Annotated in this window: 16 protein-coding genes; 7 read left to right on the top strand and 9 right to left on the bottom strand. The window is 67.3% G+C overall.

Going from position 1 to position 21,195, the window contains the following annotated elements:
• Positions 1–25: 25 nt before the first annotated feature.
• Complete coding sequence (locus tag KF688_16380; GenBank protein ID MBX3427257.1) at positions 26–586, bottom strand: DUF2007 domain-containing protein; 561 nt, start codon at positions 584–586, stop codon at positions 26–28.
• A 191-nt stretch (positions 587–777) separates the two neighbouring features.
• Between KF688_16380 and KF688_16385 the strand changes: the two genes are divergently transcribed.
• Positions 778–2,187 (top strand): esterase-like activity of phytase family protein, encoded by a 1,410-nt coding sequence (locus KF688_16385; GenBank protein MBX3427258.1) that lies wholly within the window; start codon positions 778–780, stop codon positions 2,185–2,187.
• Here KF688_16385 and KF688_16390 read toward each other — a convergent pair.
• The 4 genes from KF688_16390 to dxr form a co-directional block, all read right to left on the bottom strand.
• On the bottom strand, positions 2,153–3,418 hold the full coding sequence (locus KF688_16390; protein ID MBX3427259.1) for a glycosyltransferase: 1,266 nt from the start codon (positions 3,416–3,418) through the stop codon (positions 2,153–2,155). The two genes, KF688_16385 and KF688_16390, sit on opposite strands and share 35 nt — an antisense overlap.
• A 264-nt stretch (positions 3,419–3,682) precedes the next feature.
• Positions 3,683–4,171: a hypothetical protein gene (locus tag KF688_16395; GenBank protein ID MBX3427260.1), complete on the bottom strand. Its 489-nt coding sequence runs from the start codon at positions 4,169–4,171 to the stop codon at positions 3,683–3,685.
• 297 nt (positions 4,172–4,468) lie between these two features.
• A complete protein-coding gene (locus KF688_16400) occupies positions 4,469–6,631 on the bottom strand; it encodes a site-2 protease family protein (protein MBX3427261.1) in 2,163 nt (720 codons plus the stop codon).
• Positions 6,628–7,791 (bottom strand): 1-deoxy-D-xylulose-5-phosphate reductoisomerase, encoded by a 1,164-nt coding sequence (gene dxr / locus KF688_16405; GenBank protein MBX3427262.1) that lies wholly within the window; start codon positions 7,789–7,791, stop codon positions 6,628–6,630. The genes KF688_16400 and dxr overlap by 4 nt, the downstream gene beginning before the upstream one ends.
• A 433-nt stretch (positions 7,792–8,224) precedes the next feature.
• Between dxr and ftsH the strand changes: the two genes are divergently transcribed.
• A complete protein-coding gene (gene ftsH / locus KF688_16410) occupies positions 8,225–10,315 on the top strand; it encodes an ATP-dependent zinc metalloprotease FtsH (protein MBX3427263.1) in 2,091 nt (696 codons plus the stop codon).
• 91 nt (positions 10,316–10,406) lie between these two features.
• Entirely contained in the window at positions 10,407–11,195 is a 789-nt protein-coding gene (gene trpC, locus KF688_16415) for an indole-3-glycerol phosphate synthase TrpC (protein MBX3427264.1), read from the top strand.
• A 120-nt stretch (positions 11,196–11,315) separates the two neighbouring features.
• Here trpC and KF688_16420 read toward each other — a convergent pair whose 3' ends face one another.
• On the bottom strand, positions 11,316–12,377 hold the full coding sequence (locus KF688_16420; protein MBX3427265.1) for a TIGR03009 domain-containing protein: 1,062 nt from the start codon (positions 12,375–12,377) through the stop codon (positions 11,316–11,318).
• A 345-nt stretch (positions 12,378–12,722) separates the two neighbouring features.
• Here KF688_16420 and KF688_16425 point away from each other — a divergent pair, with 345 nt between their 5' ends.
• The 3 genes from KF688_16425 (at position 12,723) to KF688_16435 (ending at position 16,443) form a co-directional block, all read left to right on the top strand.
• A complete protein-coding gene (locus KF688_16425) occupies positions 12,723–13,532 on the top strand; it encodes a hypothetical protein (GenBank protein ID MBX3427266.1) in 810 nt (269 codons plus the stop codon).
• A 363-nt stretch (positions 13,533–13,895) separates the two neighbouring features.
• A complete protein-coding gene (locus tag KF688_16430) occupies positions 13,896–14,750 on the top strand; it encodes a hypothetical protein (GenBank protein MBX3427267.1) in 855 nt (284 codons plus the stop codon).
• A gap of 46 nt (positions 14,751–14,796) precedes the next feature.
• Positions 14,797–16,443: a sodium:solute symporter gene (locus KF688_16435; GenBank protein MBX3427268.1), complete on the top strand. Its 1,647-nt coding sequence runs from the start codon at positions 14,797–14,799 to the stop codon at positions 16,441–16,443.
• A gap of 55 nt (positions 16,444–16,498) precedes the next feature.
• On the opposite strand, the gene KF688_16440 is transcribed toward KF688_16435, so the two are convergent.
• Both KF688_16440 and KF688_16445 read right to left on the bottom strand, forming a co-directional pair.
• Entirely contained in the window at positions 16,499–16,783 is a 285-nt protein-coding gene (locus KF688_16440; GenBank protein ID MBX3427269.1) for a TfoX/Sxy family DNA transformation protein, read from the bottom strand.
• Positions 16,780–17,118 carry a hypothetical protein gene (locus KF688_16445; protein ID MBX3427270.1) on the bottom strand — a complete coding sequence of 113 codons (339 nt, stop codon included), beginning with the start codon at positions 17,116–17,118 and terminating at the stop codon, positions 16,780–16,782. The genes KF688_16440 and KF688_16445 overlap by 4 nt, the downstream gene beginning before the upstream one ends.
• Before the next feature lie 199 nt (positions 17,119–17,317).
• Between KF688_16445 and KF688_16450 the strand changes: the two genes are divergently transcribed.
• Positions 17,318–19,987, top strand: coding sequence for a carboxypeptidase regulatory-like domain-containing protein (locus tag KF688_16450; protein ID MBX3427271.1), 2,670 nt, complete (start codon positions 17,318–17,320; stop codon positions 19,985–19,987).
• Positions 19,988–20,053: 66 nt separating this feature from the next.
• On the opposite strand, the gene KF688_16455 is transcribed toward KF688_16450, so the two are convergent.
• The gene (locus KF688_16455) at positions 20,054–21,178 is read right to left on the bottom strand and encodes an aromatic ring-hydroxylating dioxygenase subunit alpha (GenBank protein ID MBX3427272.1); all 1,125 of its coding nucleotides are present in this window, start codon (positions 21,176–21,178) and stop codon (positions 20,054–20,056) included.
• Between the last annotated feature and the right edge of the window lie 17 nt (positions 21,179–21,195).

The raw sequence follows: 21,195 nt of genomic DNA on the forward strand, positions 1-21,195 counted from the left end.
CCGGCGGCTTGTTGTCGCGGACGACTCAGAACTGCAAGAACCGCCAATCGACGTACAGCCCGAACCACACGACTGCGGAGATCACCAGAACGTTGATCGCCAGCGCCGCCGGCATGCGCCAATTGCGACTCTGTTCGGAGAAGAAATCGTTCTTGAACAGGAGCCACAGCGAGTAGAGGCTCAGCAGCGGAGGCAGCAGCCCGATGCCGATGACCGCAGCTCGCCAAGCGCGGATCAACTCGTCGGGCAGCGGGTCCGCAACGACTTCGTCCTCGTCGAGGTCGTCGTCGTCCCAGTCTTCAGAGAAATCGTCGTCGAGTTCATCGTCGGGGCCGCCGTCTCGCTCGTCGGCTTCCTCGGTTGGCCGCGATGCGTGCTGTTCAATCAGTTCGCGGGCTTCCTCGGCGACGTCGGCCGTGACAAGAAGGCGCACTCCCGCGACTCCCGGCCCCATGTGCCACAGCGTCCCGGCCGCGACTTCGCCGTGAGTGCGAACGACAAAGCCCTGCTCTTCCAGGAGTCCGCGCACCAGCGCCGCTTCGACGGGCGAAGCATAGCGGGCGACCTCGACAAGCGGTTGGGGCATGGGACGATCAGGCTGCGGTCGATTGACGTCCTGGGGGCTTCGCTGCGCTACGACCCCAGCCACCCTGCCACCCTGCCTGGGAACGCAACCGGCGTCACGGCCAGGCTGCGCGGGGACGGGTTGAATGCTGCGACTCATGGTATAGTAGCGGCATCGTCCTCGTCGATCGGCAAATCGAGTCGAGACCACCGATGCAGAAGCATTTCGTCGCCGGAATCGCCGTCTTGGCCTGTTGCATTTGGTCGTCGCCTCGCGTTCATGCCGCCCGGTGGTCGATCGCCTATCGCGGCACGTTCACGCTCGACAACAACGGTTTCAACGCCAGCGAGTTGAGCGGCATCGCCTTTCGCGGCCGGGTCGGCGGGCTGGAGTCGACCCCCTGCACGTCGTGCGGGTTCGTCGCCGTGCAGGATTCCAGCGCGAGCGTGCTGGCGATGAACTTGTCGTTCCACGCCAACGGGTCGATCGCATCGGCCGTCGTCGTCGGGCAGACGACGCTCACGGCCAATCTTGACTACGAGGGAATCGCCGTCACCGGGCTGTTCGAGCAATACGGCGGCGTCGCCTCGGCCGTCAATCGCGTGCTCGTCAGCGACGAAGCGACCCCCGGGATTCGCGAAGTGCGGCTCGACACCGGCGCGGTCGTCGCGACTGTGCCGATCCCCGCGGTCTATGCCCACGTTCGCAACAATCGCGGGTTCGAGGCGCTGACGACCTGGAACCGCTCGAGCGACGGTTTCCGCATGGCCGTGGCGAACGAGGAGGCGCTGACGATCGACGGCCCCGCGGCCGGACTTGCCGGCGGGACCGTCGTTCGGATTCAGACGTACGACGTGGTAGGCAACCCGACCTTCAATCTCAGCTACCAACCGCGGCAGCAGTGGGCCTACGTCGTCGACCCGATCCACGGCGGCGCATCCACCAGCAGTCAGACGCAAAGCGGACTCGTCGAGATGGCGGCGATGCCGGATCGTACGCTGCTCGCCTTGGAACGCTCGGCGGCGCTGACCGTGCCGGTGCTGCAGAATCGGCTCTACGAAATCGACCCGACCGGCGCCACCGACGTCGGCGGCGCGGCGTTTGAGGCCGGGCTCGTCGGCCAAAGCTACGCCCCGGTCGGCAAGGAATTGCTCTGGAGCGGGACGATTGGCGGGGTATTCGGCGAGAACCTCGAAGGGCTGACCCTGGGGCCGCAACTCGCCAACGGCAATTGGACGCTGGTCGGCGTGGTCGACAACGGCGGCAGCGGAGCGACGACTCTCGTTTCGTTCGAGGCGACGCCGATCGTCTCGGCCGACTTCGACGTCAGCGGCGCGGTCGACGGGAGCGATTTTCTTCTCTGGCAGCGCGACTATCGGGCAATTCCCCCGTGGCTTGCCGATCAGCGCCCCGGCGACGCAAACCGCGACGGCCAAGTCGACTCGGCCGACTTGGCCGTGTGGCATAGCGGCTTCGGCGCGGCTGCCAGCGTCATGAGCCGGCCCGTCCCCGAGCCGGGCGCCGCAGTGCTCGCGATTTTGGGAACGGCGCTCGTTGCGACGACATTGGAGAGTTCGGTCGGCTTCGTCATGCGGCGCGCGTGCGAGACGCGGGCGAAGTGAAGTCGAGCGTTGCAGGCCACTCGAGGAGCTCGGGCGCCGACGGCAGTTCCAATCGCTCGCGCAATCGCCGGGACCAGTGAGCGCCGAAGTTCGCGACTGAGTTGTACGCGACGAAGAAATCGCCGCGCGGGGTGAGACGGTAGGCGGTCGAAAGTTCCAACGCCTCCCGCAGGCCGCGGACCACGTCGTCGGGATTGTCGTGCCGGCAGACGACCCCGAGGTCGAATTGTCGGACCGACTCGCCGATCCAACCGGAGTCGATTCCCAGAACGGGCCGGCCTGCGGCGGCCGCGGCGACGACGATGCTCGACGAATGGGCGTGGCCGGGATAGAGCGCGGCGACGACGTCGGCCCCGTCGATTGCCGCGGCGAACTCGCGCGCGTCGAGATACCGATCGAGCGACTCGACCCGATCCGACTGCAGCAAATCGCGACCGTTGCGATGGAGCCAGTCGCGGACGGCCGGATCGGCCTTGCCGGCCAGGACGAGTCGCGTCCCTGTCGGAATGCGACGCAGCGCCTCGACCAGTTGCGGCACCCCTTTGCGAAGTTCGATCAGTCCCGCGACGACGATGATCTTGCCGTTCTCGCGCAGGCCGAGCAGTCGCCGTGCCGCGAGCTTCTCAAGCTTCGTCGCCGGGTCGACCGGGTCCGGCATGAGACGCACGCGCGCCCGCAGGCGGGGGTGAAGTCGCTGGATTTCGCCGACCGCGCGGCGATCAAGATGAAAGATCGTCGTCCACGGACTGCGAGCCAGTTGCATCACGTTCAGCCGCCGGCGGAGTCGTCCGCGCCAGCTTCCGTCCGGGAGGACGTAGCGTCCCCCGATCAGCAGCGTCTCGGCTTCGACTTGGGGCGCCGCCAGCCGCCGACGAATCTCGCCCGGCCACGACGCGAACCGAGCCAGCAGATTGCCGTACGGGACGTACACGTGCTGCGGTTCGGCGGCGCGAATCGCGGAACGCAGCCCGCCGTATGCAGCGGCGATCCCGCGGGGACCAGTCACCACCACGCGGCGCCGATTCCGATCCCACTCGAACTCGTCGAGCAGGTGCAGGCGAAACGCCGATTCAATCGCACCAAGCTGAACGGCAAATTCCAGCGACTCGGCGGCCTGACGACTGGTGGCCAGAGTCAGTTCGCAGGGGAGCTTCGCGAGTTCGCGCACCATGCGCGCGGCGTGGGCCAGGTTGTGACCCAAGAACTGCGGTTCGTAAATCAGCACCCGCATGGCCCGCCGCAGTGGCTGAAGATCGTGAGGTTTGAGCCGGACAAAAGCGCGGAACGATAGCACTTCGCCGCCGCACGCGAAAGGCGAGATTGCCTGCTTCGCAGGCATGAAGAGCATCCCCGGGCTCCTGCAAAATGGCTAGCCGATCTCGTCGCACGGAGCGGTAACACCCGCCCGCTTGCTAGCACCGGCGTGCCGAGAGCCGGGCATGGCCATGCCCTGGGCCGCCCTGGGCGAAACGTCGATGCGACCGCATCGAGTCGGCTACGTCAGTCGCGCTTCGACCCAGCAACTCGGGTCTTCTTCGTAGGGAAAGCTCGGCCCCGTGCTGAGCGTCTGCAGGCCCCGTTCACGGTCGAGCACCGCATAGGTGAAGCCGATCTGCGACTGCTGTTCGGGGTCGTACCCCCCGAGCGCGGCGGCCGCGGCGACGGCCGTGAGTTGGTATCCGACCGCCGACGACTTGGCGAGCGCCTGCAACTGACGCGGACGGACAGGCGCGGCGTTTTCCCGCGCGCGGTTGACGAGCAGTTGATCGGCAAGCGGCTGATCGCCGGCGCTTCCGCCGCCGCGCGGCAGGAAGACGAACCGATGGCAGTATCGGCTGGCGCGATGGATGTTGAGGGTGCAGCGGGTGTCGACCCACACCTGCAGCCCGTCGCTTTCCTCGAGTCGCGAGTCGCGACACCAGGGCAACTGCGTCTTGCCCGCGACGTGCACCTGCCACACAAGCCCCGCGGGGTTCCAGCCCATGCGAACCTCGGCGAACGGCTCATCGCCGTCGAGCCGCCCCAGCGCCGGCAGGGCGAACGATTCGTCGAGCACGAGCGAAGCGCCTTTGGTCGGCATCTCGAATCGCTTGACGTCGATCGAGAATCGAAAGATCTGCCGCGGGGGCAGGAGGGACGGGTCGAAAGGTTGAGACACGAGGGTTCGGAGTTCGGACGGCGGTTAGGGATTGGAGATCTGGGATGGTGCGTGTCGCTCTCTGCGGGCTCCTGCCTCGCGGACCATGGTTTGCATCTTACGCCCCGAGAATTCGAGCCTTCCTTACAATTGGCGCGAGATCAGACCAAAGTCAAGCGCCAGCACGAACGCCATGAGGGAGACGATGAACGCGAAGCCGATGGCGTGCAACGCGACGACGAACTTCTCGCTGGCTGGGCGGCCGCGGACTCCCTCATAGGCCAAAAACACCATGTGTCCGCCGTCAAGGATCGGGATCGGCAGGAAGTTGATAACGGCCAAGTTTGCGCTGAGCATCGTGAGGAAGGTGAGCAGTTTGCCCAGCCCGTCGAAGGCCGAGTACCCCGCCGCCTTGGCGATCGTGACCGGCCCCCCCAGCGCCGTGAGCGGCACCTGGCCGTCGCCGATTTTCTGCAGGAAGCGGTAAACCAGCCCCAACGAGCGAACCGTTTCGTCCCAGCCGCGCTGCAGTTGTTCGTCGAAGGTTGCGGCGATTCGCGTCCGAACCACCGGCGTGAAGCCCAAGCCGCGGTCGGGCAAGAATCGGGTCTGCGAGGCGACCGGGGTCATGTCGACGACGGCCTCGGTCTCGCCGCGCAGATAGGTCAGCTTGACGCCCGAACCCGGGGGAAGCAGTTGCATTTGGGCCATCAGCCCGGCCCACGAGTGTTGGGTCTTCTCATTGAAGTCGAACTTGATCTTGCCGATCTCTTTCGCTTCGGCTGCATCCTTGTGATCGGGAGGCGCCACGAACGCGGCCCGGACGAGGATGTCGCCGCTGCGGAGCCCGGCCTTGTCTGCGGGACTGCCGGGGGCGACCGAGTCGACCTTGTTCAAAACGCGATAGGCGATCCCCAACGCAGGCGCGGGGACCGGGTCGTCGCGCTCCAGCGGCTCCTCGATCCAAGCGACCGGCCGCAGCGGGACGACCTTCGAGGCGGTCGGCTCACGCCCCTCGGCGGCGCCCCGCGCGCTGCGGATCGTCAGCCGCACGTCGCGATTGTCGGCTGCCATTTGCCGCAGCACCTCGGGCAGCGCGATCGGGTCGGGATGCGTCAGCGGCGACGGGGCCGCGGGATCGGCCGCCGCGGGGTCGGCGATCTGGTCGAGGAAGTCGCCCGCTTTGATCCCGGCCTGCGCGGCCGGCGAACCGGATTGCACCGCGACGATCTGCCCCATCTCCATCGACAACCCGAACTCGACGGCCGCCTGCGGGGGAAGCGACGTCTCGACCTCGCGTGTCGACGATTCGCTCTCATCGCCCCTCGCATCGCCGGCCTTGTCCGCATCTTCTTTGCTCGGCTGGCGTCGCACGGTCAGGTGCAGCGTTTCGCCGGGCCGTTGCACCGCGATCGCGGCGAACGCGGCGAAGTCCGCAATAGGCTGACCGTCGACGGCGATTATTTCGTCCCCGCCGACGAGCGCGGGCGAAGCCTCGGAAGCGGCGCTCCCCGGGCGGGCCGGCATCTCGGCGGCCAGCTTGAGCGACCGCGGCGAAACGACGCCGATGCGAACCAACCCGCCCGAGACGCCCGCCTCGGGCTTGAGCGTCTCGGCAAACTCCTTCTCGCCGCGGCGGAGCACCATCGGCACTCCCGCGTCGAGATCGGCCAAGGTGACGGCGCCTTGCAGTTCGTTGTACGAGGGTTGCTCGATGTCTCCGATCCTGACGATCTCGTCGCCCGGCAGGATCCCCGCGCGCCATGCCGGCGAACCGGGCGCCGTTTGCGACACCTCGGCCGGCATGTACGGCACGCCCAAGCCGTAGGCGACCACCGCGAAGATGAACGCGAAAATCACGTTCATCACCACTCCGGCCGAGATGATCGCCATCCGCTGGGGAACGCTCTTGGCCATGTAGCTGCGACGGTCGACGAGAAACTTCTGTCCGTCGGGGCCGACGACTTCCTTGGCGTCGGCCGGGCTGCCATGGGCCTGCGACTCGCGGACCTGCTCGGCGTAGTTGGCCGGGTTGTCGTCCTGGCCGAGCATCTTCACGTAGCCTCCCAGGGGGAGGATGCCGATGCCGTACTCGGTTTCGCCCCACTTGCGGCTGATCTTGTAGCCGCCGATGTCGAAGCCGATGAAGAATTTCTCGCACTTGACGCCGCACATTTTGGCGACGGCGAAATGCCCCAGTTCGTGGACGAAGATGACGAATCCCAGGCCGATCGCGGCCTGGAGGATTCCCCACGCGTAGGGTCCGTACCCGCTGACGTCAAAGGCCGCGACGAGAGCCGCGCTCATGCACATACCCAACGTGATATCTCCTGGCGCGCCCACCGGTCGAGCTGGCAAAGCTGCTCGAGCGTGGGACGCGATTCAAATTGATGGGCCTTGAGCACGCTGCGGCAGGCCGGTACGATCTCGGTGAAGTGGAGATCCCCCTCCAAAAACTGAGCGACCGCGGCCTCGTTCGCCGCGTTGAGCACGGCGCCGGCCGAGCCCCCTGCCCGGGCCGCCTCCTCGCCCAGGGCAATCGCCGGAAACCGATCGCGGTCCGGGGGTTCGAACTCCAGCCGGAACGGCTGACGCCAGTCGATCCGCCGCGCGACCCCCGCCACGCGCTCGGGGTAGTGCAGCGCGTATTGAATCGGCAACCGCATGTCGGGGGGACTCATCTGGGCGACGACCGAGCCGTCGACGAACTCGACCAGCGAGTGGACGACCGACTGCGGGTGGATCACCACCTCGATCTTCTCGGCCGAGACGCCGAACAGCCAGCGGGCCTCGACGATCTCGAGCGCCTTGTTCATCATCGTGGCCGAGTCGATGGTGATCTTGGGGCCCATGGTCCAGGTGGGGTGGGCCAGGGCTTCGGCGACCGTGATCTGTTGCAGTTCGTGGAGGGGCCAGTTCTTGAACGGGCCGCCGCTGGCCGTGAGGACCAGCCGAGCGACTTCCTCGGTCGAGCCGGATTGCAGGGCTTGGAACAGCGCGCTGTGCTCGCTGTCGACCGGCAACAGTCGGCCCCCTTTCTCGGCCACGAGCCGGCTCACCAACTCCCCGGCCATGACCATGGTTTCCTTATTGGCCAGGGCGACCGTCTTCCCGTGTTCGAGGGCGGCCCAAGTGCTTTCGAGCCCCGCGCGGCCGACGATCCCGGCAAGCAGGACGTCGACGTCCGCGTGCTGGGCGACCTTGGTCAGGGCTTCGGGTCCGACGAGCAATTCGCAGTTGCGGGGGAGCTTCTTGCGATCGAGCCGGACGGCCGCCTCGGGGTTCGAGGCGATGATCCAGCGAGGGCGAAATCGCTTGGCCTGGGCCGCGAGCTCGTCGACCCGCGAGTGGGCCGACAGAGCGATCGCCTGCAGGGCGCCGCCGCTGGCTTCAATCACCTCCAGCGCGCTGGCGCCGATGCTGCCGGTGGATCCGAACACCGCAACGCGTTTGGCAGCAGTCGTCATGGCAGGTCGGCGTCCGTGCGAAGGGGGGATGGGTCGGTCGTGACCGCGCGGGGAGCCGTTGCGGTTCACGCCAGGGCGCCAGCGGGAGGGGCGTCGGTCTGTCGGGGCGGGCGTTCCGCGAAATCGGCAATATTGCCACAATCGAGCCCCCGCGGCGCACCAACTTCGCTGGGGCGACGTAGGAAGCGAGTCGCTCGCAATCGCATCCGTTCGTAAGCTGGAGGCAGGGGAGCAAGCAGGCCGACCGCCGACCGATCCCGTATTTTAGGGGTCTGTGCGGGGGGCGACAAGCGATCCTCTCCCCTGGGACGCCGCAGCGGCGCATGCTCGTTGTGACGCCGCAAGTGCTACCCTACCATTAAGATAGGTCGCTCTCGCCCGTGCGGCGAACCGTGCGACTGCCGTCCGCCTCGCCCTGACTCCCGCCGCTGCCATGGATCAACCGACCAAAGACCCGAAACGCTCGCCCGAGAAGAAGTCGGCTGCCCCGGGCAGCAATCTGCTGTGGTACCTGCTGGCGATCGGGGTCGTGGCGCTGTTGTTCGCCACTGCGTTCAACAACGTCGATACGCTCACCCTGTCGATGAGCGATCTGGAAAAGCTGATCGCGGCCAGCAAGCCGGGGCCGGACGGGGAACTCGACTACATCGTCGTCAAAGTCCAGTCCGAAGGAACGCCGGCGCAGCTCATGCTGCGCGATCCGCGCGAGATTCGCATCGCCTCGAACGTCGTTACCGGCACGGTGGAGCGTTCGGTGCAGTTGCTCGACAACGCCCAGGCGGTCGAGGCCGCGCGCGATCCGAACAAATCGGCTGAGGACGAGAACGGCAAGCGGAAGAAGTTCAGCGTCGATCGTTCGCCGACCGAGACGCGACTGGCCGATCTCTTGGCCGAAAATCAAGTCGCCGACTGGTCGTACGCCCCGCCGCCCAGCCCGCTGTTGTCGTACGTGCCGATCTTTCTGCTGACCGGCATGTTCGTGCTGTTGATGATCGTCATGCTGCGCCGCATGGGGGGGGCCGGTTCGCCGATGGCGTTCGGTCGCAGCCGCGGCAAGCTGTACGCCCAGGAAGACATCGAGGTCACCTTCGACGACGTCGCGGGGATCGACGAAGCGGTCGACGAGCTGCGCGAGGTGGTCGACTTTCTCAAGAACCCCGAGCGATATCACCGGCTCGGCGGACGGATCCCCAAGGGCGTGCTGCTGGTCGGACCTCCGGGAACGGGCAAGACGCTGCTTGCCAAGGCGGTCGCCGGCGAGGCGGGGGTGCCGTTCTTCAGCCTCAGCGGGTCGGACTTCGTCGAGATGTTCGTCGGGGTGGGCGCCGCGCGCGTGCGCGACATGTTCCAGCAGGCCGAGCAGCGCGCCCCGTGCATCGTGTTCATCGACGAGTTGGACGCGCTCGGCAAGACCCGGGGCAGCGGCCAGATCGGCGGGCATGACGAGCGCGAGCAGACCCTCAACGCTCTGCTCGTGGAGATGGACGGCTTCGGCACCAACAGCGGCATCATCATCATGGGCGCCACCAATCGGCCCGAGACGCTCGATCCCGCGTTGCTGCGGCCCGGACGGTTCGATCGACACGTGCTTGTGGATCGCCCCGACATCGCCGGGCGCGAGGAGATCCTCGAAGTTCACCTGCAGAAGATCAAGGTCGACGAGGACGTCAACGTGAAGCGGGTGGCCGCGATCACCAGCGGCTTCGTCGGAGCCGACCTGGCCAACATCGTCAACGAGGCGGCGCTGTTGGCGGCCCGCAACGGCAAGAAGGCGGTCGGCATGATCGAGCTCAACGAGGCGGTCGAACGTTCGGCGGCGGGGCTCGAGAAGAAAAGCCGGATCATGCACGAGGACGAAAAGGCCCGCGTCGCGTATCACGAGAGCGGCCATGCCTTGATGGCTTGGTCGCTGCCCAACACCGACCCGGTCCACAAAATCTCGATCATCCCCCGCGGCATCGGCGCCTTGGGGTACATGATGCAGCGGCCCGAGCACGACCGGTTCATGTGGACGAAGGATCAACTGCAATCGCAGATTCAGGTGGCCCTGGGGGGCACGGTGGCCGAGGAGATCGTCTACGACGGCGACATCGGCAACGGCGCCACGAGCGACCTGGAGCGAGCCACAGAGATCGCCCGCAGCATGGTCATGGACTACGGCATGAGCCCGCTGGGTCGGGTGAAGTACCGCGAGAACAGTCGCAACCAGTTCCTGGGGGGGGACTTTGGCGGCGCTCAGATGCACAGCGAGCACACCGCGCGCGAGATCGATCAGGAAGTCAAACGCATCATCGACGAGAATCTGGAACGCGTGCGGCACGTCCTCAGCGAGCGGCGCGAAATGCTCGAAGCGATCGGCGCCGAATTGATCAAACGCGAGACGATCGACGGCGACGTCTTCAAGCGGATCATGGAGGAAAACTCCCGCGGCGCCCGGATTGTGCCGGGGACCGACGCCGAGCCGAAACGCCCCCCCCGTGCAGCGTCGAGCGACGGCGCCGGCGAGAAAGAAGCGGCGACGTAACGCTCGCGCTCTAGGGCAGACTCCTTTCGGTTTACCTGAGAGATTGTCGAGGCCGCTCCCGGCAGAGGCGGGCACAGCATACAATACGCCGATGCCTGATACGATTCTCGACAAGATCGTCGCTGAGAAGGTCCGTGAGATCGCCGCGGCGCGGGTGCAGACGCCGGAGGACGAACTCGAACGCCGGCTCGCCGACGCGCCGCCGGTCCGCGATTTCTTTGCGGCTCTCGCGGGGCCCGGGCCGATCAAGCTGATCGCCGAGGTGAAAAAGGCGAGCCCGTCGGTCGGGTTGATCCGCGCCGACTTCGACCCCGTGGCAATCGCGCAGATCTACGAGCGGCACGGAGCGAGCTGTCTGAGCGTGCTGACCGACGAGCCGTTTTTTCAAGGGAGGCTCGAGTATCTCTCTGCCGTGCGGCAGGCGGCGGGGCTGCCGGCGTTACGGAAGGATTTCATTCTCGATCGGTATCAGTTGCTCGAAGCGCGGGTCGCCGGGGCGGACGCGGTGCTCTTGATCGCCGAGTGCCTCGACGACTGCCGGCTGCGGTCGCTCCACAACGGGGCGATCGAGCTGGGGATGACGCCGCTGGTGGAATTGTACGAACCGGCGAACTTGCCGCGGGTGCTGGAGGCGGGGGCGAAGCTCGTCGGCGTGAACAATCGCAACCTGCACACGTTCGAGGTCGACCTGCAGCATGTCGTTCGGCTCCGCGCGCAAGTGCCGGACGACTGCGTGTTGGTCGGCGAGAGCGGCATCCGCACCCATGCCGACGTCGAGATGCTCGCCGCCGCGGGGATCGACGCGATCCTCGTGGGCGAGTCGCTGATGCGCCAACCGGACATCGGAGCGGCGGTGGAGGAACTGCTGGGGGAAGGTTGACGCGGGATGGAGATAGTTTTTGCCGGATCGTCGACCTGAGGAGCGAATCCGGCCGTTGCTGCAAGGCCTGGATCCGGAGTCCCGATCGACAATCCCGACATCAACAATCAAGCGTCTCCCCTACTGTCTCTGCGTTTCGCCTGACGCGGCGGCTTGCGCGGGATTGTCGCCGGGGGTTGGCGCGCCGTCGTCGTGCACGACCTTCGTCCACCCCAGCGGGGTTCGCGGGGCGCTGAACAAACCGCCGAACAGACCTTCGAAGGTCCCGTTGATCGTCGGAGTCTGGAACGTGTAGACGTGCCGTTGCTGTCCGCCGGGAAGATGGACCTGCAGGGCTACGGGCTGCATCGTCTTGCGATCGAGCATGATGTCGCACCGCTGGTAGTTGGCCGCGTCGCTTTGCCGCCGCGGGTAGGCTTCGAGCAGAATTTGCGTGGCGCTGCTTTGCTGGGCGCGGATCCAGTACCGCTGCAGCATCTGGTTCGCCTTGGCGCTGAACAGGAACGGCAGCGGGCCGTTGGCGATCTCCTCGCCGCGCATCTGTTCGGGGATTGGGGTGACGCGCAACTGCTTGTTCGGGTGGTTGTATTCGTAGACCGCCTTGCCGTCGCAGACCCAGTGCTCGCCGATCTCTTCTTTCTGCACCTGCCAGTCGCCGGGGGCGTCGGGGCCGGCGACCTGGGGGTTCTTCGGCTTCCAGCGCTTGATCTCGTCGATCTTGAAGCTCCCCTTGTCGGGACGCGAGTAGGAGAGCTGTCCGGTCGAAACCAGCATCGGCGCATTGGGGCCGGGCCCGAACACGGCGTCGTACTCAAGTCGCTCGAACTTGGCGTTGTAGGTCTTGATCTCGGAGCTCTTCGTTTCCCACATTTGCAGCACTTGCTGGACGAACTGAAATTCGACCTCGCTCAGTTGAAACGGCGGCGCCGGGGGCTGCGGGGCCAACGCCGCGGCCGGGTTGTGTCCCGGCGTCGTCGGCCCGATCGGAGCGCCGGGACCGGGCTGCTGACCGGAATACCCGCCGGGGGCGCCGGGAGTCGGCGCAGTTTGCCCGGATTGCTGCTGATAGCCCGGGCCGTACGTGGGCTGCCCCAATTGCTGGGCGGACGCGGGGAGCGTCGTCGCGACGGCAAAAGCGGCGGCGAGGCGCAACGCGGTCGGAATGCGACGGGCGGTCGGCATGGCTCGGTTCTCGGACCCGGGACGGGCAAGCAGGAAGGCGGCGCGCGACGCGCCGATGCGGGGCGGAGAGTAGCAATGCCCCGCGGAAGCGACCAGAGGGATTTGGGCGGGGTCGAGGTTGGCTCGGGGTCGGGATTGCCAAATTCAGATTTCCGTTTCCGAGGCGGCGGCGGTCGAAGCAAACCGAAACGTCATCTGGGTTGACTGCCGGCGTGCAGGCGAGATGCGGCTCGCGTCGCTTCCTGGCCTTGCGGTACACTGGGCCGCGTCATGGCTTGCCGAATCTCTTGGAAACTCCGCCCGCGGACTTCGGGACTGCATGTTGCGGTCTGTCGCGCGGCGGGCATGCCGGCTGCCGATGCACTCCTGGCTGCGGCGGTCGGCGCGGCGGCTGACGAGTTGGTCGCCGAGGTCGATCGGGCCGGCTGGCCGATCGAACGGGCGCTCGGGTTGCTAGCAAGCCTGTCGGCCGAGATCGCCGGTCAACGCGAATTGGTCGAGGTCGCCGCGCGCCGCTTGGGACCGATCGCCGGCGATCGAATCGCCCGCATGGCGGGGGCACTGGCCGACCTCGAGGCGGCGCTGGTCGCCCATGCTCCGGAACTGGAGTCGGAACTGAAGCTGCGGCTGCGTCCGCTGCGCGAGCAGTGGGAGGCTCGCGGGCCCGGAATGCTGTTGCACGTCGCGCGGCAGACCGAGGAGCAACTCATCCCCGCGTCGGCCGAGGGGGTGCTGACGGCGCCGTATACGGGGGGATTCGGCCTCGCCCACGCGTCGACGAATCGGTTTCTGCTGGAAGCGGTTCTCGTGAACCCGCTGCCCGAGTTGCCCGAGGCGGTGCGTATCGCGTGGCTGGTTTGCCATCTCAATGCGGAGCTGCCCCGCTACGCCGAGGCGACGTCGACGTTGCCGGCGGCCGAGAGGATCGTGCCGCTGGCGGCGCTGCCCGCGGCGCTCGCCGCGGCCGAGTACGTGGAACTGGCCGCGTGCAACGAGGCGACGGTGGCAGCGGCGCTGGAAGCGTGGCGCGTCCCGGGGGCGTCCCCTGCCCTGGCTGCTACGCTTTGGCGATGGTGGTCGTTGTACCTGGACGGGGCCACGTCGTGGCCCGCGGCGACCGCGGCGCTGGAGCAGATGCTGGCGCCAGGAGAGTGACGTGCTCGCGCGGATTTCGTTTGGAATCGTCCCGCCGCAAGGGGCGGCTACGCGAACCCCAGTCGCCCGAACATTCCGCTCCGCCGCAATTTCGGCGATCGCCCTTGACCGGGGGGGCGACGGCGTTGATCATCCCGCCCCCATCTTCGGGCCGTTCTGTGCTGCACGGGAGTCGAGGCGATGCGCGTCGCGAGTTGTTTGTTTCTGACCGGAGCCGTCGGCGTCGCGGCGTGTAGTCGCTTGGCGCCCGCGCAGGCTCCTTCCGCCGGCGCACCGTCGTCCGGCGTCGCAGCGACCGAGCCGTTGTTGACGCCTCTCCCTCGCGTCGCGAGTCCGGGGGCAGTGCCGCAGCCGGCGCAGGTAGTGCGATTCGGTCGCCGCCCGGTGCGGGTCGGCGACGTGGCGGTGCAAAACGTGCAAGTGGGGCTCGAGCTGACCACCCGCTACACGCAAAGCGGCCAAATCGCCAACGAAGGCCAGGCGACGATGCAGCGGCAACAGCGGCGGCGGATCGAGACGCTGGCCGTTGAGGGAGATCGACTCAGCGAAGCGCGACTGACGTTCGAACTGAGCCGCAACCAATCGCCGGAGAACCCCGACCCTGCCGCGCTTGTCGTGCAGCCGGTCGAGGGGAAAACCTATTTCGTGTCCCGTCGCGGCGAGGAGGTGCGGATCACCGACGCTTCGGGAAGCATCCCCCCGCTCGACGAGTTCAAACTCGTCAGCGACGTGGCGGAGAACATCGGCAAGCCGAATCCGTTGGCGAAGCTGCTGTTGGAGCGGCCGATCGCGGTGGGAGAACGGTTGTTGGTGTCGCGCGAGATCGCCGCGACGCTGCTGGGCCTCCGCGATCAGGTGGGCACGGTGAAGCGGTTCGAGCTGACGCTCGAACGACTGGAACCGACGCCGTTGTTGGCCCCGCGGGCGAGCGCCGAACCGCCGAGCGACGTCGCGGTGTTCGCCGCGCGGATCGAGACGCTTCCCAACGACGCGACGCCGATGGAACTGACTCTGACGGGCCAAGTGAAAATCGAGGTCGACACCTGTCGGGCGGTTGCGGCCGAGTTCGACGGGCCGGTGCAGATGTCGACGATCGAGCGTACGCGGGCCGACGTGTTCCAATTCTCGGCTGCGGGAAAGTTGAGCCTCGCGATTCGGTCGGACTACGACTATCTTGGGGCGGAACGCCTCGCCCGGCGGGGAGCGCCCTTGCGGTAAGGCGCCGCGGAGGCGACGGCGCAGCTCCGGTCGGACTCCGCGCACGATGTCGACTCACTTCACCGCGCTCGACTGGGGAGTGCTCGTCGCGTACTTCGCGGGGATCATGGCGTTGGGTTTCGCCCTGTCGGGGCGAAGTCGGTCGGCCGAGCAATTCACCGTCGGGGGCCGATCGCTGCCCGGGTGGTTGTGCGGGTTGTCGATCTTCGCCACGTACCTGAGCAGCATCAGCTACTTGGCGCTCCCCGGCAAATCGTTCGCGGGCAATTGGAACCCGTTCGTCTTCTCGCTGGCGATCCCCGTGGCGACATGGATCGCGGTCACGTGGTTCCTGCCGTACTACCGGTCCTCGGGCGAGGTCTCGGCGTACGCGCTGCTGGAGCATCGCTTCGGCCCTTGGGCGCGGGTGTACGCCAGCTCGTTTTACCTGTTGTTTCAGATCGCGCGGATCGGGGTCGTGCTGTACCTGATGGCCCTGCCGATGGCGGTGATCTTCGGCTGGGACATTCGGGCGGTGATCGTCGGCACGGGGATTGCCGTGATCGTCTACTCGTTCGTGGGGGGGATCGTCGCGGTAATTTGGGCAGACGCGATCCAGGCGATCGTGCTGATGGTCGGGGCGGTCGTCGCCTTGGGAGTGATGCTGGTCGGCATGCCCGAGGGGCCGGGACAAGCCTTCGCCCTGGCCCGAGCGGACGACAAGTTTGCGCTGGGGAGCTACGACCTGCGGAGCGTCGCCGAGCCGACGGTGTGGATCGTTTTTCTGTACGGGCTGTTCGAGAATCTCAAGAACTTCGGCATCGATCAGAGCTACGTTCAGCGCTACGTCGCCTCGCGGAGCGACGCCGAGGCGCGCACCAGCGTCTGGCTCGGCGGGCTGTTGTACGTGCCGGTCAGCGCACTGTTCTTCCTCATCGGCACGACGTTGTTCGCATTTTACCACGCCCATGGCGACGACTTGGACGAGGTGCGAACGATCGTCGCTCGGCAGCGGTTGATGCAGCAGGGAGAGCCGCCGCGGTACGAGCCGGGCGCCGACGGCGAGCGGCGACTCGACCCAGCCTATCGAGTGAGACTCGAAGCGACGGCCGCGGGGCTCAAAGAGTCGGAGCTGGGGGACCGCGTGTTTCCCCACTTCATCGCCAAGCGGCTCCCCGCCGGGGTCACGGGCCTGTTGGTCGCGGCCGTGTTCGCCGCGGCGATGAGCACGATCTCCACGTCGGTGAACTCCTCGGCGACTTTGGTGCTGTCGGACTTCTATCTGCGATTCGCAAATCCGACCGCGGACGAGCGGCGGAAGATGGCAGTCCTGCGCGCGGCGACCGTGGCGTGGGGACTGCTCGGCGGGGGAGTGGCGCTGGCGCTCATTCGGCTGACCGAGAGCGCACTCGACGTCTGGTGGACCTTGTCGAGCGTGCTGAGCGGCGGGATCGTGGGGCTCTTCCTGCTGGGGCTCGTCAGTCGCAGCGCCCGCAACCCCGCAGCGATCGCCGGGGTGTTGACCGGCGTGCTGGCGATCGCCTGGATGGTCGTCTCGAGCACCCCGCTGTGGCCTGACGCTTGGGTCGCGTGGAAGAGCCCGTTCCACGCCTTCATGGTCACGATCGTGGGGACGCTCGTGATTCTGCTCGTGGGCTTGGCCGTGTCGCGCCTAGGCGTTTGGGCCAAAGGCATGCGCGACAGCCGCGAATAGACGCTGGCTTTGGTCCCAAACCGCTAGCGGCGCGAGCCAGCGCCCGCTCATCCATTTAATTCTCGAGATCCGCCAACTCGCGGCGGAGGCGCTCTTTCGTCTCGGGCGCGAGGTTGCGCCAATCGCGGTCGGCCAGCGCCGCTTCGAGCGCCCAGAGGAGGTTAAGCGACGCCCGCGGCTGTACGCGGCGCACGCGGGCAAAAGCGGCGACCGGGCCGATTCGCTCGAGATCCTCGCGCGACGAGACGCCCACGGCGGCCAGCCACGCGGCGGAGGCCGGACCGATGTTGCGGAGCTTGTCCGGGGGCGAGTCGTGCGGCGGATCGATGCGTGCGGTCATCGCCGGACCTCCCTCTGGGCGAGATGAACCACCCCCCCCGCGGCGAGCGCCAAGTCGATCGTCAGCACCAACCGCCACGCACCGAACGTACGCGTCGCCAGTTCCAATTGCGCCGCGACCGCCAGCAGGGCCAACATGCCGTAGACCGCCAGGACCGCGAGCAACCGGGTCCGTGCGGCTTGGTCGGATTGCGCGCGAGTCGCTCCCCAGGCGATGGCGACCGTCGCCGCGGCGATCGGCGCACCTCCCGCGAGTTGCGCAAGCGCGACCCCGACGACGCCGACGAGCATCGTCAGCGGACCAGTGCGATCGCCGGAATTGCGGGTCGTGACCATAGCTGCATCATGATTGGCGATCAGGGCGAAGTCCACCGTCTCGGCAGGCCAGCGCCCGGGGAGACAGTGCGAGCCGGCTCACGAGCGGTGCGCAATCGAGTGTGAAGAGTTCGCGAAGGATGCTGGTCGAGCCGGGCGATGTGGGGTAGCTTGCCGACGTACTTGTCCGCCCGTCCCCGACAGTCGGAGCTCGCCTTCCATGCGTCATCTCTCTTGCATCGCCGCGTTGCTCGCATGCTGCTTTTCCGCCGGGTTCGACGGCGGAAGCGCCCAACCTGCCCGCGCCGCCGAAACGGCGATCCTCTCCGCAGAGAACTTTGCCGAGCTGGCGCCCGCCGGCAAGGAGGTCGATTGCATCTACGGTGACGTCGTCCTGCGAAACGATCGGATCATTGCCGTGGTCGCCCGGGCCGGGGCCGATCGTCACGCAAACCTGCGGCATCGCAACATCGGCGGGTCGCTGATCGATCTCACCGAGCGAGACAAGCCGTCGGACCAGTTCGGGGTGCTCTATCCGCTGCCGAGTTGGAAGGTCGAGTTCGTCGCGATCCGCGTCGACGGGCGCGAAGTCGCCGACGCCGCGACGGAGATCGCCGCCGGGGAGCGAGTCGAACTGGAGTTCCGCGGCGTGCCCAGGAGTCCGGCCGATCCGAGCGTCGCCGTCCCTGCCGCGACCGCGACGCTCGTCTACGCGCTGGCCGACGGCGACGAAGCCCTGTCGATCGCCACGACGTTCTCCAACAAGGGGGACGCGCCGGTCGAGCTCCGCGGGTTGGAAGGGGATCCGGTGCGGCTCGACGGCGAGTTCGAACTGGGGATCGACAAGGACCTGCGGTTGTTCTGGGGGGTCGATCGCTTCTGGCGTCAGGCGTACGGCGTGTTGCCGGAGAGCGCAAACCCCTCGGTAAGCAAGCAGAGCATCGAGCGCGGACGCCCGTTCGTGCGGATCGCGCCGCGAGCCGCGGCGACGTTGGCGGCCGGCAAGTCGCGCACCGTGAAACGGGTCGTCTTTCCGGCGGCCGATCTGGTCGGCGTGAAGGCGCTCGCGGCGCGGCTGCAAGGAAAGCAACTCGCGGCGGCGACGGTCCGAGTCGTCGATCCGCAAGGGCCGGTCGCCGATGCCGAGCTTGTCGTCCGCGTCGCCGAGCGGAGCGACGTCTACGGGTACGCGAAGGCCGACGCCGCAGGGACGGCCCGGCTCTTGCTCCCCCCCGGAACGTATGACGTTGCTGCGCGGCACGACGCCCGCGGCGAAACGACCGTTCGGATTCACGCGGACGGCAATTCCCCGGTCGAGATGTCCGCTCAGCTCCCTGCCGCGGCGTACGTCGTCGGCGAGCTGACCGACGGACAGGGGGCGCCGATCGCGTGCAAGATCGATTTTGCGCGGGTCGACGGCGGCTCGGCGCCGAACTTCGGTCCCGACAGCGCGGTCTACGGCGTACGGAACCTCGTCTATACGCCCGACGGCAAGTTTCGCGTCGCGGTCCGGCCCGGCGAATACGACCTGCTGGCGAGCCACGGGCCCGAGTACGACGCCGAGAACGTACGAATCACGGCGACGGCCGGCGCAGAGACCCCCGTGGCGCTGAAGCTCGTACGCTCGGTCGACACGACCGGGTGGGTGAGCGCCGAGTTCCACAGCCACTCGTCCCCCTCGGGCGACAACACGTCGAGCCAGTTGGGACGAGTGCTCAACCTGCTGGCCGAACACCTGGAGTTCGCTCCCTGCACCGAGCATGCGCGGATTACCGCCTACGACGCGCACCTGGAGACGCTCGGGGCGACCGAGCGGATGGCGACCTGCCCCGGCATGGAACTGACCGGTCAGCCGTTGCCGCTCAATCACCAGAACGCATTCCCGCTGGTGCACCACGAGCACGCGCAAAACGGCGGCGGGCCGGAGACCCATCCCGATCCCGTGCAGCAAATCATGCGAATTGCGATGTGGGACGATGGCAGCGACAAGCTGGTGCAAACCAATCACCCGAACATTCCGCAGATGCTGGCTGACCGCGATCTCGACGGCAAGGGGGACGGGGGCTTCGCGGAGATGTTCAACTGGATGGACGTCATCGAGGTTCACCCGCCGTACGACATTTTCAAGCGTCCCGAGTCGCTCCCCACGCTGCCCCGCGAGCGGGGGAATACGATGTTCCACTGGTTGCAACTGCTCAACCAGGGGCGCCGCGTGCCGGGGGTCGTCAACACCGACGCCCACTGGAACTTCCACGGCTCGGGGTGGCTGCGAAACTTCGTGAAGAGTTCCCAGGACGACCCGGCCAATATCGACGTCATGGAGATGGTCCACGAGTCGGAACACGGGCACGTGGTCATGTCGAACGGCCCGTTCCTGCAAGTGACGGCGTCGGCCGCGAGGGCCGACGGGTCGCGGCGCCCTGTCGACGTCGGAGACGACCTCGACGCGCCTCAAGGCAAGGTGGAACTTGCGGTGCGCGTGCAATGCCCCAACTGGCACGACGTGAATCGCGTGCAGGTGTTCGTCAACGGACGGCCCGATCCCGAGCTGAACTTCACGCGGCGGACCCATCGCGAGATGTTCGGCGACGGACCGGTGAAGTTCGACCAGACGATCGAACTGCAATTGGAGTCCGATGCTCACGTCGTCGTGGCGACGATCGGCGAGGGGTTGCAGTTGGGGCGGGTTTACGGCCCGGATCAGGGACAGGCGCCGCCGACCGCGGTCGCCAATCCGGTGTTCGTCGACGTCGACGGCGACGGCTTCCGAGCCAACGGCGACCAACTGGGCCTGCCGCTCCCGCTGTCGGAGTCAGAACCGGGGGAGAACGAATCGGCCGGGCGCCGGCACTCGCACCCGCTTCGCCACGTTCATTCCCACCCGCATTAGGCGTTTCTCCAAGCTCGTCGCTTGCAGCTTCGCAGCGACCCGGCGAGGACCCGCCCGCGCTCCCGCTCATCCCAGCGCGTTCCGCACCCAGCGATGGAACTGGGCGAGCCCCTGTTCCATGGGCTCGTGGTACGGGCCCGGCGGATCGCCCGCGCCGCGGCGCCAGAGGGCGCTGCGCCCGCGATGAAGCGCGTAGCAGACGCCGAGGTCTTCGCCTGTGACCTCGTCGAGCATGGCGAGCGTCGCTGCGACCAAGTCCTGCCGCTCGCTGACGATGCGGCGGTCCATGTAGTACTCGGCCTGCACCAGCGTCGACTGCGGCGAGAGGGGCCAATAGGTGCTCGCCACGAACGTGTAGGGATACCACTCCAACAGCATGTGCGGGAAATACGCCAGCCACACGGCACCGTAGGGGGGCTTATCGCCGCGGCTGGCGTCGACCAGCAGCCTTTGGAACTCGGCGAACGCCGGGGAGCCCGCCTTGGCCAGCGGCCAGTCGACCCCCACCCGCTCGGCGAACAACCGCGGGCCGACGACGAAGTCGGGCTCGGCGTCCAATTCGCTCACGTCGACGAAGTTGCGGAACCCCGGGTGGACCACCCCGACGTGGTAGTCCTCGAGATAGACCTCCATGAACAGCTTCCAGTTGACGTCGATCGCTTCACTGTCGACGCGGGCGAGGACGTAGTCCGCGCTGGCGGCCAACTCGGGCCACTTGCCGACGGCAGCGAGTTCGGCCGCAGGATCGCCGGGGCCGGCGAACAGCAGGTTGTTCCATCGCGTCACGGGCCGCGCCGCCAGATCCAGACACGGCAGCCGATCGAAGCGCGGGGCCGCAACCTGCTTGCCGGTCAGGTCGTACGCCCAGTTATGCATCGGGCAGACGAGGCGCTTCACGTGACCGCGGCCGGTGACGAGTTCGGCTTGCCGATGCCGGCAGACGTTCGCGACGAGCCGGGCGACGCCATCGGCGCTGCGGACGAGCGCTTCGCCGGCGTACTGCCCGTCGAGGGCCGCGTAATCGCCCTCCTGCGGGACGAGCGCATCGTGCCCGACGTAACCGGGCGCCGCGGCGAACAGGCGCCGCCGCTCCAGCGCGAGCGTCTCCTCGTCGAAATACCACGACGCGGGCAGCGCACTGGCGGGCGTGCTGCGGGCCTTTGCCTGGGAATGGCGAACGAAGGGGGACATGGCGGGAGGGGGGGAGG

Source organism: Pirellulales bacterium (assembly GCA_019636345.1).
Taxonomy (GTDB): Bacteria; Planctomycetota; Planctomycetia; order Pirellulales; family Lacipirellulaceae.